Here is a 16,406-nt window from a genome sequence, read left to right as displayed (position 1 = left end):
GAGCCACGCAGACCATGAGAGCACCGACGATTCGCGATGTCGCCGAGCGGGCCGGAGTGTCGAAGTCGCTGGTCTCCCTCGTGCTGCGCGGCTCCGACCAGGTCCGTGACGAGAAGCGGCAGGCCGTGCTGGCCGCCGTCGAGGAGCTCGGCTACCGGCCCAACGCCGCGGCGCGCAGCCTCAGCGAGCGGCGCACCCGTACGGTCGGGGTGCTCCTCAACGACATGCGCAACCCCTGGTTCGTGGAGCTGCTGGACGGTCTGAACTCCCGGTTGCACGACTCGGGCCTGCACATGCTGCTCGCCGACGGCCATCTCAACCGGCGTCTGGGCGAGGACCTCACCCGTACCTTCGTGGACCTGCGTGTCGACGGTCTGATCGCCGTCGGCACCCTGCCGGCCGCCGAGGCGCTGCGGGCGGCGGCCGGGCAGATTCCCACCGTGGTCGCGGGCGCCCGGGAGCCCGAGCTGCCCGGCGTCGACGTCGTCGCCAACGACGACGAGCGCGGCGCCCGCCTGGCCACCGAGCACCTCATCGGCCTCGGCCACCGCCGGATCGCGCACATCGCGGGGCGGGGGGTGGTCGGTGAGCTGCGCCGCCGCAGCTTCGAGGCGGTCATGCGCGAGCACGGACTGGCCGCGGAGGCGGTCGTGGAGCAGGGCGACCTGACCGAGGAGGGCGGCTACCGTGCCACGGTCCGGCTGCTCAGCGCCCGCGAACGGCCCACCGCCGTCTTCGCGTTCAACGACATCGCCTGCGTCGGCGCCCTCTCGGCCGCCGAGGAACTCGGCCTCCAGGTGCCGCGCGACCTCTCCCTCGTCGGCTACGACAACACCTACCTCTCCCGGCTGCGGCACCTGTGGCTCACCACCGTGGACAGCGCCGGCCATGACGTCGGCCGCCGTGCCGCGCAGTGTCTGCTCGACCGGATCGCCGACCCCGCCCGCCCGGGCGAGGTGGTCCTCACCGCCCCGGCCCTCGAGGTCCGCGGCACGACGGCACCCCCACTCGGTCAGGCGGGCGCCGGCGCCGGAGCGACGGCGGTGCGGGCGGTGAGGGACGCCGAGTAGCGGCGCGGCAGGAGTACGGCGGTGGTGGCGAGGCCGGTGAGCAGACCGAGCCAGATGCCGACGGTGTCGAGGCCGAGCGGGTGGGCTTCCAGCCACGCGGCGGGCAGCCCGACGGCGCAGTAGCCGATCAGCGTGATCCGGAAACCGTGGCCGGCGTTCACGGCGATGGACGCCACGGTGATCTGGAGCGGTGCCTGCGGGCGCCGCATCCCGACGGTGAACCGGCGGATGGCCTGGAACCACAGACAGGGCAGCAGTCCGTGCGCCAGGGCGAACAGCATCGTCCGGGCGCTGTCGACGACCGCCGCGTCCTGCCCGAGCAGGCCCAGGCATCGACGAGGATCACGAGGACGGCTGCGTCCCGCGCTCGGCCGGGCGGTGGAACGGACGGCCGACGTGGTCGTCCTGCTGCCGCGGGTCCTCGGCATCATGCTCATCGCGCTGGCCTGGCCGGACGGTGGACGCCTGGCCGTCAACACCGCGGCCGTCGTCCTCGGAGTCCCCTACGCCGCACGGCTCGTCGCGGGCGCGGCGGCCCCCTCGCGCAGTCCGGCTACATCGAGGCCGCCACCGCCCGCGGCGAGAGGCTCTGGCATCTCACCCTGCGTGACTGCACCTGCTGGATTCGGGTCGCCTGGTCCGCCACGGCCCCACCGCCGAGTTGCTGTCCGTCTGACTCGGCGGTGGGGCCGTGGCGGTTCGGCCGTGCAGGTGCCAGGCCACGCGTCTGCCGCGTGATCCGCCGGACAGGCCCTGGCCCCCTGAGGGTCAGGGCAGCCGCTTCAGCAGTTCGGCGGCGAGGGGGGCGGAGGACGCCGGGTTCTGGCCGGTGACCAGGTTGCGGTCGACGATTACCTTGGGGGCCCACGGCTCGCCCTCCTGGAAGTCGACGCCCGCCTCGACGAGCCGGTCCTGGAGCAGCCACTTCGCCTTGTCGGCGAGACCGGCCTGCGTCTCCTCGGCGTTGGTGAACCCGGAGACCCGGTAGCCCGCGAAGGCGTTGGTGCCGTCCTCCTTCGTCGCGGCGAGCAGCGCGGCCGGACCGTGGCACACCACACCGAGCGGCTTGCCCGACTCCAGCGCGAGGGTGAGCAGCCGACCCGAGTCCGCGTCGACCGCCAGGTCCTCCATCGGGCCGTGGCCGCCGGGGTAGAAGACGGCCGCGTAGTCGGCGAGGTCGACCTCCGCCAGCTTGACCGGCCGCTGGAGCGCGGTCATCGACGCGAGGGCGTGGGCGATGCGGTCGGCGGCCTCCTGGCCACCGTTGACCTCGGGAGCCAGGCTCCCCTTGTCCACGGTCGGCACGACGCCGCCGGGCGTGGCGACGACGACCTCGTGGCCCGCGGCCTCGAACGCCTCGTACGGGGCGACGGCCTCCTCGGCCCAGAAGCCGCTCGGGTGGCGGGTGCCGTCGGCGAGCGTCCAGTGGTCGACGCCGGTGATCACGAAGAGAATCTTCGACATGGTGCGTTTCTCCGAGGGTGCGGGGGCGTTGCCGGTCGTTCCTGTCGTACGCCCCGACGCACTTGACCCAGTGCGTCGCGGCGGCGATGTTCTCGACCGTAAGCGGCTCTGGCATAGGTGACCAATAGGGAGCGTCGTCGCAGCCATAGGAATGCCAATGCCTGGACGCCGGACGCCACCCCCACTACTCTGCTCGTAACCTAATCAATTAGTTGAGTGCGAGAGGCGGGGCCGGCATGCACCCCTTCCGGAAGGCCGTAGAGGCGGGCGACCTCACCGCGATCGAGGAGATGCTGGCCGACGACGTCGTGTTCACCAGCCCCGTCGCCTTCAAGCCGTACCCGGGGAAGGCCATCACCGCGGCCATCCTGCGGGGCGTCTCCCGTGTCTTCACCGACTTCCGCTACGTACGCGAGATCGCCGGTGCCGACGGTCGCGACCACGCGCTCCTCTTCACCGCGAAGGTGGGCGACAAGGAGCTCAACGGCTGCGACTTCCTGCACTTCGACGAGGACGGCAGGATCGACGACCTGATGGTGATGGTCCGCCCGCTCTCGGCGGCCCAGGCGCTCTCCGAGGCGATGGGTGCCCAGTTCGAGCGGATCTCACGCGAGGCGGCGGAGGCGATGGGCGGCTAGGAACCGTTCGTTCGTTTCAGCTCGTGCGGGGTCAGTCGGTGCTCGCTCGGGGGCAGTTCGTTGGGCTCGCGGTGCTCCCTGACCTCGTGGACCGGGCCACTGTCGGGCAGGCGAGGCTGTTCCTCCGGGCGGGGCGGGGGCGGCTGCTGTTGCCGCTTGCGGCGGCCCCACCACACGACACCGACCAGCACCGCCACCAGCACGACGCCCACGGCGAGCGGCCCGATGATCAGCAGACCCTGGGCCGCGGCGAGCACTGTCCCATCCGTATCCATGGCACTCATGCGCCCCCGAGTACCCGAAGTCATGCGCATGAACCGGGTGAGCCCGCCCCGGAGGGCGGCCGCCAGGCCCTGAGGTGCGGGGTTTGACGGGTCTTCCCGCGGCTACCCGCCCGCGGTGACGACAATGACATCCCAGCAAGAACTCATCCGATTCCTGGAGGACCGCTTCGAGTGTGCGCAGGCCTGCGCCGAGGCCGCCCGTGCCTGTGCGCTGCGGGCGAGCACGGTGGATCCGGACGGGCCGAGGGAGCAGGAACTCGTACGGCGCAAAGGCCTTCTGTGTGTGGAGGTGTGCGACGCGACCTGTCGTGTGCTGGCGGAGGAGGCCCGCCGGGACACGGCAGGCATCCGCGTCCAGGTCGAGTGGTGCCGTACCGTCTGCCGCGAGTGCGCGGACGTCTTCGACGAGCACCCGGGCGGGCAGGACAGCGCCAAGTCCTGCCGGGCGTGCGCCGAGGCCTGCACGGATTTCCTCGCCACACTGAGCCGCGGCTGAATCCCTGACGCTCCGCCCCGGAGTTCGGGTACGGCGTCGTTGACGGACCGGCGCCGCGGTGCGGACGATGGCCCGCATGCGATTTCTGGGGCGCGTTCGGCACGATCTCTCCTCCGGCGAGAACCTGGAAATCTATGCTGGGCAGCCGTCGACAGGTCGCCGAGCTGGCGGCGGAGGTGCGTGCCCGCGCCGTCGGCGACATTTCGGCGGAGGACTTCTTCAGTGGCGACAAGCCGGAACTCGTCCAACAGATACGTGGGGCACGGGACATCGGCATCGTCGGAGTGACCCTCGCCCGCACGCTCCGCAACTCGATCGACGAGCTGGAGCGTCGAGCCGTATCCGGATCCGTGATCAGGATCGCGCTCATCGACCCCTCCGGCACCGCGCCCGCCGAGGCCGCGCGCCGCAGCACCATCCCCCACCGGCCCGAGGTGTACCAGAACCGACTGCGCACCTCGATCGACCTCCTGCGAGAACTGCTCGAGAAGCCAGGGGTGAGGGACAGGGTCGAGGTGAGGTTCCTGCCGTTCGTGCCGGCCTTCGGGCTGGTCCTGCTGGACCCGCGGCGGCCGGGCGGCATCATTTACGTGGACGTCCACTCCCACAGCTCGGCCAGCGGGGACGCCGTGTTCACCCTGCGCCCCGACCGCGACGGGCACTGGTACCAGCACTTCCAGGCCGAGTTCGACCGTGTCTGGGAGTACGGCCGCCCGGCCGACGCCTCGGACGGGTTCCCGGGATGAGGGGCCCCCGGGAGGGGCGCGGTCGGGACGCCGCTGTCTTCGGCATTCACAATTTCTGAAACACGTTCTACGGTGTGCGCCGTCAGGTCCGGCCTTGGGGAGCCAGGAGGCGCCGTGCATCTCGAATACACGCCAGAACAGCAGCGGCTGCGGACCGAACTGCGCGGCTACTTCGCCGAGTTGGTGCCCGACCACGCCTACGCCCGATACGACGACCCGGCCGCCCAGAAACGGTTCTACCGCGAGACGATCCGGCGGCTCGGCAGGGACGGCTGGCTCGGGGTGGGCTGGCCCACGGAGTACGGCGGGCGCGGGCTGACCCCGATGGAGCAGTTCATCTTCTTCGACGAGGCCGCCCAGGCGGGCGTACCGCTGCCCCTGATGGCGCTGAACACCGTCGGCCCGACGATCATGCGGTTCGGCACCGCGGAGCAGAAGGAGTACTTCCTGCCCAGGATCCTCTCCGGCGAGATCGACTTCGCGATCGGCTACAGCGAGCCCGACGCGGGGACGGACCTGGCGGCGCTCAAGACCAGGGCCGTAAGGGACGGCGACGAGGCCACCGGCCACTACACCGTCAACGGGCAGAAGATCTGGACGACCAACGGCGACACCGCCGACTGGGTCTGGCTCGCCGTGCGCACCGACCCGGACGCCCCACCCCACAAGGGCATCACCATGCTCCTCGTGCCGACCTCCGACCCCGGTTACTCCTGCACCCTCATCAACACCCTCGCCTCGCACGACACCACCGCCAGCTACTACGAGAACATCCGCGTCCCCGTCTCGCGCCGGGTGGGCGAGGAGAACAAGGGCTGGCGGTTGATCACCAACCAGCTCAACCACGAACGCGTCACCCTCGCCGCACACGGCACCATGGCGATCCGCGCCCTGCACGACGTCCAGCGCTGGGCCATGGACACCAAGCTCGCCGACGGCCGCCGCGTCGCCGACCTCCCCTGGGTGCGCCGCCGCCTCGCCCAGACCCACGCCAGACTCGACGCGATGAAGCTCCTCAACTGGCAGATGGTGAACGCCGTCCAGGAGGGCACCCTCACCCCGCAGGACGCCTCCGCGGTCAAGGTGTACGGCTCCGAGGCCCGCCGGGACGCGTACGCCTGGCTCATGGAGATCGTCGCCGCGCCCGGCGTCCTCAAGGAGGGCTCCACGGGCGCCGTCCTGCACGGCGAGCTGGAACGCGGCTACCGCTCGGCGGTGATCTTCACCTTCGGCGGCGGGAACAACGAGATCCAGCGCGAAATCATCTCGTGGATCGGACTGGGGATGCCGCGGGTCCGGCGTTAGCCTGACGGGGTGGACGCGCTTCGCACAGGTGACCAGGGACTGTTCGGTCCCTCCTCGGTGACCTGGCAGATGCACGGTGATCCCATGATGTGGGTCGCCGGCATCCGCGCGCTCTACCTCCAGGCCCTGCACCCCCGCGCCGTCCGGGGCGTCCTGCAGAATTCCGACTTCCGGCGCGAGGCCTGGGGCCGCCTGATGCGCACCGCGAACTTCGTCGGCACGGCGACGTACGGCACCACCGAGGCCGCCGAGCAGGCCGGCGCCCGGGTCCGGAAGATCCACACCCTGCTCAAGGCCACCGACCCGGACACGGGGGAGCGGTACCGGATCGACGAGCCGGAGCTGCTGCTGTGGGTGCACTGCGCCGAGATCGACTCCTATCTGCACGTCCTGCGCCGCTCGGGGTTCCCGTTGACGGACGCGAACGCCGACCGGTACATCGACGAACACCGGGTCAGCGCACGCCTGGTGGGCCTCGACCCCACCGACGTACCGGCGAGTCGGGCGGAGCTGGCCGCCTACTTCGAGAAGGTGCTGCCGGAGCTCGCCGCCGGGCCCGAGGCACGGGACGTGGACGACTTCCTGTCGCACCCGCCGACCCCTTCGCTGCTCGTCCCGGCGCGCGCCCTGCTGTGGCGGCGCGTGGCGCAGCTGGCGTACGCCGCTCTGCCGCCGTACGCCCACGAGCTGTACGGCAGACCCGCGCCGGCCCCCTCGACGGTGACCCGGCGCCTGCGTGTCACGGGCACCTTGCTGCGCTGCGTTCCCGCACGTCTTCGCTGGCAACTCCCGCCCAAACACATTCTGCGGGCCATGGCGCGGCTCGGCCCCGGCTCCCGACCGGCGCCGTACAAAGTCGGCAGATAACTCGCCATACTGGACGGGCCAGGGGAGGGCGCGGCGAGCAGCGACGGGGGCGATCGCACGAGATGGCGGAGACCAGGCTGATCCAGAGCCGGTACCGACTGCTCGATCTGATCGGGCGAGGAGGTATGGGTGAGGTGTGGCGCGCCCGCGACGAGTCGCTGGGACGGCAGGTGGCCGTGAAGTGCCTCAAACCGCTCGGCCCGCACCACGATCAGTCGTTCACCCGTGTGCTGCGGGAGAGATTCCGGCGTGAGGCCCGGGTGGCCGCCGCGCTGCAACACCGCGGGGTGACCGTGGTGCACGACTTCGGCGAGTCGGAGGGGGTGCTGTACCTGGTGATGGAGCTGCTGGAGGGCCGCAACCTCAGCCAGCTCCTGGAGGACAACAAGCAGCATCCGCTCCCCGTCGCCGACGTCGTCGACATCGCCGACCAGGTGTCCGGGGCCCTCGCCTACACCCACCAACAGGGCATCGTGCACCGCGACCTGAAGCCCGCCAACATCATGCGGCTGGCCGACGGCACGGTGAAGATCTGCGACTTCGGCATCGCGCGCCTCGGCCACGACATCGGCTTCACCGCCCGGCTGACCGGCACCGGCATCGCCATGGGCACCCCGCACTACATGTCGCCGGAGCAGATCAGCGGTGCCCAGGTCGACCAGCGCAGTGATCTGTACTCCTTCGGATGTGTGCTCTACGAAATCGCCACCGGGGCACCGCCGTTCGACCTGGACGACGCGTGGGCGATCCTCGTCGGCCACCGTGACACGCCTCCCGAGCCGCCGCGCCACCACCGCGCCGAGCTCCCCGAGTACTTCGAGCGGATCATCCTGGATCTGCTGGCCAAGGAGCCGGAGAGGCGCCCGCAGGACGCGCGCGAGCTCGGTCGGCGCATCGGCACGGGGCGTACGACTCCGGTGTACGTGCCGACGGTCGTGTCCCCCGCGATCGGGCGTCCCGCCGACGAGCGGCGCATGTGGGAACCCTCGACGAGGGGTCCCGCACCCTCTTCCTCGCGTGAACCCCGGCTGCCCTCCTGGACCCGGGGCATGACCACGGGCCACAAGGCGACCGGTGCCGGACTGGGCGGCGCCCCGCCGGACGCGGCGGCGGGCCTGACCGGCGAATGGACGGCGCGCCCGGCCACGTCCGCACCGGAGGTGCCGGAGCGCGTCGAACGCCCCACTCCCGCACCGGAGTCGCTCATCACCCTGACGGGCCGGCACAACGCCGGACTGAGCCTCGGGCGGCTCGGCCGGTGGACCGAGGCGGGCGAGGTGCACCGCGCGGTCGCCGCCGAACGCGAGCACGTCCTCGGCCCCGACCACCCCGACACCCTCGCCAGCCGCTACGAGGTCGGCTTCACCCTCAGCCGCACCGGACGCGCCGCCGAAGCGCTGCGCGAGTACGCGCGGGTCGCCCGGGGCAGGGAGCGGGCACTCGGCCCCGACCATCCCGACACCCTGGCCGCGCGGCAGGAGATGGCGTACGTACTGGGCCAGTTGGGCCGTCACTTCGAGGCGCACCAGGCGTACACCGCGGTGCTCGCCGTCCGGGAGCGTGCCATGGGCCCCGACCATCCCGACACCCTCCGCTGCCGCCACAACCTGGCCTTCAACCTGAGCAGGCTGGGCCGCCTGGAGGACTCGTACCGGATGGCGAACGAGGTCGCCGCCGCGCGGGCCCGGGTGCTCGGTGCGAACCACCCCGACACGCTCGTGACACGGTACGAAGTCGCCTACGCGCTCGGTCAGTTGGGTCACTGGCCCGAGGCGTTGCAGACCTACCGGGAAGTGGCCGAGGCACGAGCCCAGGCCCTCGGCCCCGACCACCCGGACACCCTCTCCGCCCGCTACGAGGTCGGCATCAGTCTCGGCCGGCTCGGTCGCAGCGCGCAGGCCCTGGAGCTGTACCGGGACCTGATCGACGACCGCACCCGAGTGCACGGCCCCGCCCACCCCGAGACCCTGCGCGCCCGGCACGGCCTCGGCGTCAACCTGGGCCGGATGGCGCGCTGGGAGGAGGCGCTCGCCGAGTCCCGTGACGTGTGGGCCATCCGCGAGCGTGTGCTCGGCCCCGAGCACCCGGACACCCTCGTCAGCCGCCGCGAGGTCGCGGTCGGCCTCGGCTGGCTGGGCCGCTGGTCCGACGCCCTCACCGAGTACCGGGGCGTCGCCACCGCCCGCGAACGTGTCCTCGGCGCCGACCACCCCGACGCCCTGGCCAGCCGCAACGACGAGGCACACTGCCTGGAGCAACTGGGCCGGGGCCAGGAAGCGGTGGAGCTGTACCGCCGAGTGGCCGCGTTGCGGCAGCAGAGGGCGGCCCGGGGAGGCTGAGGGACTCCCGTGCGAGGGTTGCGCTGCGCTCGCCCTGTTCGAGGGACGGCACCGGCCGTACGGCGGTGTCGTGGTCGGCGGTGGCGAAGGCCACGCCGGCGCGGCTGCCCGCGCTCGTGCCCGGTCCGGACGCCGGCGCCGTGCCCCGTCCGGATGCCCGCCGGGTGCCGCGTACCTCTGGCCGTTCTGGATCATCGCGTGCTACGAAGAACCATGCCTGCACACGAGGGATACGACGTCGTGATCGTCGGCGGGGGCCACAACGGACTCGTCGCCGCCGCCTACCTGGCCCGGGCCGGCCGATCCGTGCTGGTGCTCGAGCGCCTGGGGAGCACCGGCGGCGCCGCCGTGTCCACCCGGCCGTTCGCCGGAGTCGACGCCCGGCTGTCGCGCTACTCCTACCTGGTCAGCCTGCTGCCCCGGAAGATCGTGCGGGATCTGAGCCTCGACTTCCGCGTGCGTGGCCGCACCGTGTCCTCGTACACGCCCGTCGAACGCGGCGGACGGCCCACCGGCCTGCTCGTCGGCGGCGGCGAACGCCGCACCCGCGAGGCCTTCGCGCGTCTGACCGGCTCGGACCGCGAGTACGAGTCCTGGCAGCGCTTCTACGGCATGACCGGCCGCGTCGCCCAGCAGGTCTTCCCGACGCTCACCGAACCGCTCCCCACCCGCGAGGAACTCCGCGCCCGCATCGACGACGAGGAGGCCTGGCGGGTCCTCTTCGAGGAGCCGGTCGGTGTCGCCGTGGAGGAGAACTTCGCCGACGACCTCGTACGCGGTGTCGTCCTCACCGACGCGCTCATCGGGACCTTCGCGGACGCCCACGACCCGTCCCTGCGCCAGAACCGCTGCTTCCTCTACCACGTGATCGGCGGCGGCACCGGCGCCTGGGACGTGCCGGTCGGCGGCATGGGCGCCCTCACCGACGCGATCGCCGCGGCGGCGCGCACCGCGGGCGCGGTGGTCGCCACCGGCCACGAGGCGGTGCGCATCGAGACCGACGGGCGGGCCGCCGAGGTCACCTACCGCACCGCGGACGGCGAGGGCGTCGTCCCGGCCCGGCACGTCCTCGTGAACGCCTCGCCGCAGGAACTCGCGCACCTCACGGGCGACGAACCGCCCACCCCCGCCGAGGGCGCCCAGCTGAAGGTCAACATGCTGCTCAAGCGGCTGCCGAGGCTGCGCGACACCTCGGTCGACGCACGCGAGGCGTTCTCCGGCACGTTCCACATCGCGGAGGGCTACGAGCAGTTGGCGACCGCCCACGCGCAGGCCGCGTCCGGTGAGCTGCCCACCGCACCGCCCTCCGAGATCTACTGCCACTCCCTCACCGACCCGAGCATCCTCGGCCAGGACCTGGTCGACCAGGGCTATCAGACCCTCACCCTCTTCGGCCTCCACACACCCGCCCGGCTGTTCGAGCGGGACAACGACGCCGTACGGGCGGAGCTGCTGAAGTCGACCCTGGCGCAGTTGGAGGCGCACCTCTCCGAACCGCTCGCCGACTGCCTGGCCACCGACGCGGACGGCCGGCCCTGCATCGAGGCGAAGACCCCGCTCGACCTGGAGCGTGACCTGCGGCTGCCCGGCGGCAACATCTTCCACCGCGACCTCGCCTTCCCGTACGCCCAGGAGGGCACGGGCCGCTGGGGCGTCGAGACCCGGCACGCGAACGTCCTGCTGTGCGGGGCGGGCGCGGTGCGCGGCGGCGGCGTGAGCGGGGTGCCCGGGCACAACGCGGCCATGGCCGTACTGGAGGGCGCGAACGACTAGCTCCGCCGTTCGGTCGTGTGCCGCCGGCGCGGCGCGAGGCCCGGAACTCCGTCGAGGGACCGGCCAGAAAACTGACGGAGCATCAGAAAAGGCCTTCCCTCGTCCGGAGGACTGCGGCATTCTGCGGCCATGCAGACGGAGCTGAGCAAGAAACTGGGAGTCGAGCACGCCATTTTCGGCTTCACGCCGTTTCCCGCCGTCGCCGCGGCCATCAGTCGCGCGGGCGGATTCGGTGTGCTCGGCGCGGTCCGCTACACCGCCCCCGACGACCTCAAACGCGACCTCGACTGGATCGAGGCGAACGTCGACGGCAAACCGTACGGCCTGGACGTCGTCATGCCCGCGAAGAAGGTCGAGGGGGTGACGGAGGCCGACGTCGAGGCGATGATCCCGGAGGGGCACCGGCAGTACGTCAAGGACACTCTCGCCAAGTACGGCGTGCCCGAACTCGCCGAGGGCGAGGCGTCCGGCTGGCGCATCACCGGCTGGATGGAACAGGTCGCCCGCACCCAGCTCGACGTCGCCTTCGACTACCCGATCAAACTGCTCGCCAACGCGCTGGGCTCACCGCCCGCCGACGTCGTCGCACGCGCCCACGAGCGCGGGGTGCTCGTCGCGGCCCTCGCGGGCAGCGCCCGGCACGCGCGCAAACACGCCGAGGCGGGTATCGACGTCGTCGTCGCACAGGGCTACGAGGCGGGCGGCCACACCGGCGAGATCGCCTCGATGGTGCTCACCCCCGAAGTCGTCGACGCCGTCGCCCCGCTGCCCGTACTCGCGGCGGGCGGCATCGGCAGCGGACAACAGGTGGCCGCCGCCCTCAGCCTCGGCGCCCAGGGGGTGTGGCTCGGCTCCCTGTGGCTGACCGTCACGGAAGCGGACATGCACGCGCCCGCCGTGACCCGCAAGCTGCTCGCCGCCGGGTCCGGCGACACCGTCCGCTCGCGCGCGCTGACCGGCAAGCCCGCGCGCCAGCTGCGCACCGAGTGGACCGACGCCTGGGACGACCCGAACGGCCCGGGCACACTCCCCATGCCGCTCCAGGGGCTGCTGGTGGCCGAGGCGGTCTCCCGGATCCAGAAGTACGAGGTGGAACCGCTGCTCGGGACGCCGGTCGGGCAGATCGTCGGCCGGATGAACAGCCAGCGCAGTGTCCAGGCCGTCTTCGACGACCTGACGAGCGGCTTCGAGCGGGCCGTCGACCGCGTCAACCGGATCGCGGGAAGGGGCGAACAGTCATGAGCACCGCACCCAACGGCTTCTGGGCCCAGGCCACCGCCGACCCCGGGCGGACGATCCTGATCACCCCGGACGGGGACGAGTGGACCGCGGGCCGGCTGCACGCCGCGGCCAATCGACTCGTCCACGGTCTGCGCGCCGCGGGACTCGAACGCGGCGACGCCTTCGCGGTCGTCCTGCCCAACGGCGTCGAGTTCTTCGTCGCCTACCTCGCCGCCTCCCAGGCCGGCCTCTACCTGGTGCCGGTCAACCACCACCTCGTCGGCCCCGAGATCGCCTGGATCGTCTCCGACTCGGGCGCCAAGGTGCTGATCGCCCATGAACGGTTCGCCGACGCCGCCCGTCACGCCGCGGACGAGGCGAGGCTTCCCGCGACGCAGCGGTACGCGGTGGGCACCGTGGCCGGCTTCCGGCCGTACGCCGAACTTCTCGACGCTCAGCCCGACTCGGCGCCCGCCGACCGCACCCTCGGCTGGGTCATGAACTACACCTCGGGCACCACGGGCCGCCCCCGCGGCATCAGGCGCCCGCTGCCCGGCAAGCTCCCCGAGGAGTCGTACCTCGGCGGCTTCCTCGGCATCTTCGGCATCAGGCCGTTCGACGACAACGTGCACCTGGTCTGCTCACCGCTCTACCACACCGCCGTACTCCAGTTCGCGGGCGCCTCCCTGCACATCGGGCACCGCCTGGTGCTGATGGACAAGTGGACGCCCGAGGAGATGCTCCGCGTCATCGACGCCCACGCCTGCACCCACACCCACATGGTCCCGACCCAGTTCCACCGGCTGCTGGCCCTCCCCGACGAGGTGAAGGCGCGCTACGACGTCTCCTCGATGCGGCACGCCATCCACGGCGCCGCCCCGTGCCCGGACCATGTGAAACGGGCCATGATCGAGTGGTGGGGCCACAGTGTCGAGGAGTACTACGCGGCCAGTGAGGGCGGCGGCGCCTTCGCGACCACCGAGGACTGGCTGAAGAAGCCCGGCACGGTCGGCAAGGCCTGGCCCATCAGCGAACTCGCCGTCTTCGACGACGACGGCAACCGGCTGCCGCCCGGTGAACTCGGCACCGTCTACATGAAGATGAGCACCGGCGGATTCTCGTACCACAAGGACGAGAGCAAGACGAAGAAGAACCGCATCGGCGACTTCTTCACCGTGGGTGACCTGGGCTGTCTCGACGAGGACGGCTATCTCTTCCTCCGTGACCGCAAGATCGACATGATCATCTCGGGTGGGGTCAACATCTACCCGGCCGAGATCGAGGCCGCATTGCTCTCCCACCCCGCCGTCGCCGACGCGGCCGCCTTCGGCATCCCGCACGACGACTGGGGCGAGGAGGTCAAGGCCGTCGTCGAGCCCGCCCCGGGTCATGAGCCGGGCCCGGCCCTCGCCGTCGACATCCTCGCCCACTGCGAGCGCCTGCTCGCCGGGTACAAGCGCCCCAAGAGCGTCGACTTCATCGAGTCGATGCCGCGCGACCCGAACGGGAAGCTGTACAAGCGGCGTCTGCGGGATCCCTATTGGGAGGGCCGTGCGCGAGCGGTGTGACAGCGGAGCGGGATGTGTGACCGGGGTGGTCCGCGCCCGCGCGGGCAGGGACCACCCCGCTGCCGTCAGCGGTGCTCGCCCACGCGGATCACCCGCAGCCCGGGCGAGGACAGGATGTCCTTTTCGCAGAACCGGGAGGTGACCCACTTCCCCTCGGAGAACAGCCGCGTCTGGTCACTGAAGTGCGGCGAGTTCGGGTTCGAGGACTGGGAGTAGGTCAGCAGCGTACGGGCGACCGGGCAACGGCCGCCGTCCCACCCGACGGCCTGGATGTACGAGGACCCCGTGGTGACCTCGGTGTAGCCGCCGGCCGCCGCGTCCCACACCGGCTCGACCTTGTTCCACACGCCGAGCGACTCCGTGCCGCCCGGCACGGGGATGCGTCGATCGCCGCGGACGACGACCTGGTGCGCGCCGAGCGTCGCGTCCAGCGCGATGCCCGCCGCCCGCAGCTCGCTCACCGCGTCGGCGAGGGCCGTGGCCACGCCGGGCGCTTGCGTGTTGAGCGTGTTCGGCGTGTGTACGGGGTCCGCCGCCGAGAACGGCACCTTCCAGAGCTGCGCGGGCGCGGTCACGGCGGTCAGCCGCCGCCAGAACCGGTCGAAGAGCAGTGCGCCCCGGCTGCCGGTCTTCATCGAGTGGTCCCACGTCTTCAGCACACCGCACGCCTCACTCACGTCGACGGCCTTGCCGTCGCTGCCCGTCGCCGTCCCACCGGGCAGCGCGGCACAGGCACGGGCCGTGTCGGCGGCGATGAGGTCACCCGAGGTCGCCCGGTTCGCGAACTGCTGCGCCTGTAGGTCCCGTACGGTCAGCTCGCCCTTCGCGGCCATCGCGGACACGTCCGCCTTCGCGCCGCGCGCACGGCTCGACAGCGGCGAGCCGATCGGCCCGAAGACCCGTTCGTACCCCGTGAGCGGCCGGTCCGTATTGGCCAGCCAGGCGCTGTCGTTGGAGTTCTCCGCGTACGGCGCGTCCTTGAGGACCGGCATGTGCGCGGGCCCGAAGATCCCGGGCTGTACGGCGTCGGGGTCGCTGCCCGGCGCGCATTCGCCGCGGGAGCCGTCGAGGACCGCGATACCCGACGACGGATAGAGGGCCTTGCCGAGCGCCGTCGAGCAGCGCTGGGCCAACTCGTCGGTGATGCGCGGGAGGACCTGCGACTGCGTGAACAGCGAGTGTCCGCCCGAGTCGGCGGCGATCGTGTTGATCCAGGGCAGCCCCTGTGTGCGCCTCAGCGTCGTGAGGACGTCGGCCGTGTCGCGGGCCCGGCCGAAGCCGAGGGCGGTGTCGGGGGCGCGCAGGTTCTCGGCGTTGGGGTCGTTGAGGGCGTACGCCGTCGTGGAGGTCCAGGGCAGCGGGAGTCCCGCGCCCAGCGAGGTGACGACCGGGCCGTAGCGGGTCCACCACTGGGTGCGGGTGACGGGCGGGCCGCCCCGCGCCTCGACGGTCACGGTTCGCCTCGTCATCCGCTCCGGCTTCCCGTCCACCAGGTAGGTCGTCGGGTCGGCCGGATCCAGCGTCAGCTGATGGAGGTTGAGCGTGACACCGGTGGCGACGGTATGGCTCCAGGCCATCCGTGCGTTGTGCCCGATGGAGACCGTGGTGGAGCCGAGCAGCGCGCCGCCCGCCACGTTCAGCTCTCCGGGGATCGTCTGCTGCGACTGCCAGAAACGACGGCCGCCCTGCCACGGATAGTGCGGGTTGCCGAGCAGCAACCCGCGGCCGTTGGCCGTGGTGGCACCGCTGAAGGCGACCGCGTTGGACCCCATGTCGGCGGTGTCGAGGAGTTTTCGGGCGGCGCGCGCGGCACTCTGTGGGTCGGGTATGCCGACGGCGGTACGCGCGGCGGTCGTCGCGGGCGGCCGCGCGGCCGTGATGCCGTCGACCGCGCGGCCCTGACCGCCGAGCACCGCCAGCGCGAAGGTACGCGCGGCCACGTCCACGGCGGTCACGGGCCGGACCCAGAAGGCGCCCCGGCAGGCCGGATCGGTGATCCGGTTCTGGGCGAGCCAGGCGTTGTAGCCGGCCGCCCAGCCCCGCATCAGATCCTTGGAATCGCGGCTCGGACCCCGTGGCGCGGGCTCCGCGAGCAGTTTCTCCACGGTGCCCGTGGCACGCACGCCGCGGAAGTAGAGGTCGCTGGAGAGGTTCTCGGCCGCCGAGGACAGCGAACCGTCGGGTGCCGCGTCGGGACCGAAGAAGCGGGAGCGTTCTCCGCGTACGGTCACGAACCCGTCGGCGAGGCTGCACACCTGGTCGGCGGCCTGCGCCCAGCCGGTGCCGAAGCCGAGGTCCGCGTAGTTCTTGGCGAGGATGTGCGGAATGCCGTACTCGGTGTAGCGGATCACGGCGGACAGACCGCCGGAGGACGGGTGGGACGGAGAGTGCTGACGCTCCTGGCCGTTCGCGGCGGTCGCGGGCAGCGCGGCCGAGGCGGTGAGCAGGGCTACGGCCAGGACAGCGAACCGTCCGGGGCGGATGCGCATCGTGCCTCCCGACATCATTGAGGGAAGGGGCGGTTGAGCGTAACAACAGCCACAGACGTGTGACCTGGTGTCAGTACGTTTCACGGCGGGGTTGATCCTCTTCGCGCCAAGGGCGCGGGACGCTTGACCCCGTTCGCGGGCCGGAA

At 71.8% G+C, this 16,406-nt stretch carries 14 protein-coding genes; 10 read left to right on the top strand and 4 right to left on the bottom strand.

The genetic code is table 11. The annotated features are described in order from the left end of the window. The first annotated feature begins 14 nt into the window (after window positions 1-14). Complete coding sequence (locus AAFF41_RS06650) at window positions 15-1,070, top strand: LacI family DNA-binding transcriptional regulator (protein ID WP_343323655.1); 1,056 nt, start codon at window positions 15-17, stop codon at window positions 1,068-1,070. Here AAFF41_RS06650 and AAFF41_RS06645 read toward each other — a convergent pair. Then, on the bottom strand, window positions 1,013-1,507 hold the full coding sequence (locus AAFF41_RS06645) for a hypothetical protein (protein WP_343323654.1): 495 nt from the start codon (window positions 1,505-1,507) through the stop codon (window positions 1,013-1,015). The two genes, AAFF41_RS06650 and AAFF41_RS06645, sit on opposite strands and share 58 nt — an antisense overlap. A gap of 331 nt (window positions 1,508-1,838) precedes the next feature. Further along, complete coding sequence (locus tag AAFF41_RS06640; protein ID WP_319745938.1) at window positions 1,839-2,534, bottom strand: type 1 glutamine amidotransferase domain-containing protein; 696 nt, start codon at window positions 2,532-2,534, stop codon at window positions 1,839-1,841. Between the two features lie 236 nt (window positions 2,535-2,770). Here AAFF41_RS06640 and AAFF41_RS06635 point away from each other — a divergent pair, with 236 nt between their 5' ends. Beyond that, window positions 2,771-3,172, top strand: coding sequence for a nuclear transport factor 2 family protein (locus tag AAFF41_RS06635; protein ID WP_319745940.1), 402 nt, complete (start codon window positions 2,771-2,773; stop codon window positions 3,170-3,172). Here AAFF41_RS06635 and AAFF41_RS06630 read toward each other — a convergent pair. Beyond that, window positions 3,169-3,456: a DUF6479 family protein gene (locus AAFF41_RS06630; RefSeq protein ID WP_159055275.1), complete on the bottom strand. Its 288-nt coding sequence runs from the start codon at window positions 3,454-3,456 to the stop codon at window positions 3,169-3,171. The genes AAFF41_RS06635 and AAFF41_RS06630 overlap by 4 nt on opposite strands. Before the next feature lie 115 nt (window positions 3,457-3,571). On the opposite strand from AAFF41_RS06630, the gene AAFF41_RS06625 reads away from it, so the two are divergent. The 8 genes from AAFF41_RS06625 to AAFF41_RS06590 all read left to right on the top strand — a co-directional run bounded on the left by AAFF41_RS06625 (window position 3,572) and on the right by AAFF41_RS06590 (window position 13,771). Beyond that, entirely contained in the window at window positions 3,572-3,952 is a 381-nt protein-coding gene (locus AAFF41_RS06625; protein WP_319745942.1) for a four-helix bundle copper-binding protein, read from the top strand. A gap of 134 nt (window positions 3,953-4,086) precedes the next feature. Continuing rightward, a complete protein-coding gene (locus tag AAFF41_RS06620; protein WP_343323653.1) occupies window positions 4,087-4,698 on the top strand; it encodes a hypothetical protein in 612 nt (203 codons plus the stop codon). Window positions 4,699-4,812: 114 nt separating this feature from the next. Further along, window positions 4,813-6,003 (top strand): acyl-CoA dehydrogenase family protein, encoded by a 1,191-nt coding sequence (locus tag AAFF41_RS06615; protein WP_319745946.1) that lies wholly within the window; start codon window positions 4,813-4,815, stop codon window positions 6,001-6,003. A gap of 9 nt (window positions 6,004-6,012) precedes the next feature. Further along, the gene (locus AAFF41_RS06610; RefSeq protein ID WP_319745948.1) at window positions 6,013-6,870 is read left to right on the top strand and encodes an oxygenase MpaB family protein; all 858 of its coding nucleotides are present in this window, start codon (window positions 6,013-6,015) and stop codon (window positions 6,868-6,870) included. A gap of 62 nt (window positions 6,871-6,932) precedes the next feature. Continuing rightward, entirely contained in the window at window positions 6,933-9,209 is a 2,277-nt protein-coding gene (locus tag AAFF41_RS06605; protein ID WP_343323652.1) for a serine/threonine-protein kinase, read from the top strand. A gap of 213 nt (window positions 9,210-9,422) precedes the next feature. Beyond that, a complete protein-coding gene (locus AAFF41_RS06600; RefSeq protein ID WP_319745953.1) occupies window positions 9,423-10,982 on the top strand; it encodes a phytoene desaturase family protein in 1,560 nt (519 codons plus the stop codon). Window positions 10,983-11,111: 129 nt separating this feature from the next. After that, complete coding sequence (locus AAFF41_RS06595) at window positions 11,112-12,224, top strand: nitronate monooxygenase (protein WP_343323651.1); 1,113 nt, start codon at window positions 11,112-11,114, stop codon at window positions 12,222-12,224. Then, a complete protein-coding gene (locus AAFF41_RS06590) occupies window positions 12,221-13,771 on the top strand; it encodes an acyl-CoA synthetase (RefSeq protein WP_343323650.1) in 1,551 nt (516 codons plus the stop codon). Before AAFF41_RS06595 ends, AAFF41_RS06590 begins: the two co-directional genes overlap by 4 nt. 65 nt (window positions 13,772-13,836) lie before the next feature. Here the strand turns inward: AAFF41_RS06590 and AAFF41_RS06585 are convergent, their stop codons facing one another. Continuing rightward, entirely contained in the window at window positions 13,837-16,260 is a 2,424-nt protein-coding gene (locus AAFF41_RS06585; RefSeq protein ID WP_343323649.1) for a penicillin acylase family protein, read from the bottom strand. Window positions 16,261-16,406 lie beyond the last annotated feature (146 nt).

Origin of the sequence: Streptomyces mirabilis (genome assembly GCF_039503195.1) — a bacterium.
GTDB lineage: Bacteria > Actinomycetota > Actinomycetes > Streptomycetales > Streptomycetaceae > Streptomyces > Streptomyces mirabilis_D.
Note: the sequence above shows the minus strand (reverse complement) of the source record. Positions and strands in the feature narration are given on the sequence as shown.

Bases quoted from the DNA above. Each gene is read 5' to 3' on its own strand.
- AAFF41_RS06650 (WP_343323655.1), top strand. From the start codon at position 15: ATGAGAGCACCGACGATTCGCGATGTCGCCGAGCGGGCCGGAGTGTCG.
- AAFF41_RS06645 (WP_343323654.1), bottom strand. From the start codon at position 1,507: ATGAGCATGATGCCGAGGACCCGCGGCAGCAGGACGACCACGTCGGCC.
- AAFF41_RS06640 (WP_319745938.1), bottom strand. From the start codon at position 2,534: ATGTCGAAGATTCTCTTCGTGATCACCGGCGTCGACCACTGGACGCTC.
- AAFF41_RS06635 (WP_319745940.1), top strand. From the start codon at position 2,771: ATGCACCCCTTCCGGAAGGCCGTAGAGGCGGGCGACCTCACCGCGATC.
- AAFF41_RS06630 (WP_159055275.1), bottom strand. From the start codon at position 3,456: ATGAGTGCCATGGATACGGATGGGACAGTGCTCGCCGCGGCCCAGGGT.
- AAFF41_RS06620 (WP_343323653.1), top strand. From the start codon at position 4,087: ATGCTGGGCAGCCGTCGACAGGTCGCCGAGCTGGCGGCGGAGGTGCGT.
- AAFF41_RS06605 (WP_343323652.1), top strand. From the start codon at position 6,933: ATGGCGGAGACCAGGCTGATCCAGAGCCGGTACCGACTGCTCGATCTG.
- AAFF41_RS06600 (WP_319745953.1), top strand. From the start codon at position 9,423: ATGCCTGCACACGAGGGATACGACGTCGTGATCGTCGGCGGGGGCCAC.
- AAFF41_RS06595 (WP_343323651.1), top strand. From the start codon at position 11,112: ATGCAGACGGAGCTGAGCAAGAAACTGGGAGTCGAGCACGCCATTTTC.
- AAFF41_RS06590 (WP_343323650.1), top strand. From the start codon at position 12,221: ATGAGCACCGCACCCAACGGCTTCTGGGCCCAGGCCACCGCCGACCCC.
- AAFF41_RS06585 (WP_343323649.1), bottom strand. From the start codon at position 16,260: ATGCGCATCCGCCCCGGACGGTTCGCTGTCCTGGCCGTAGCCCTGCTC.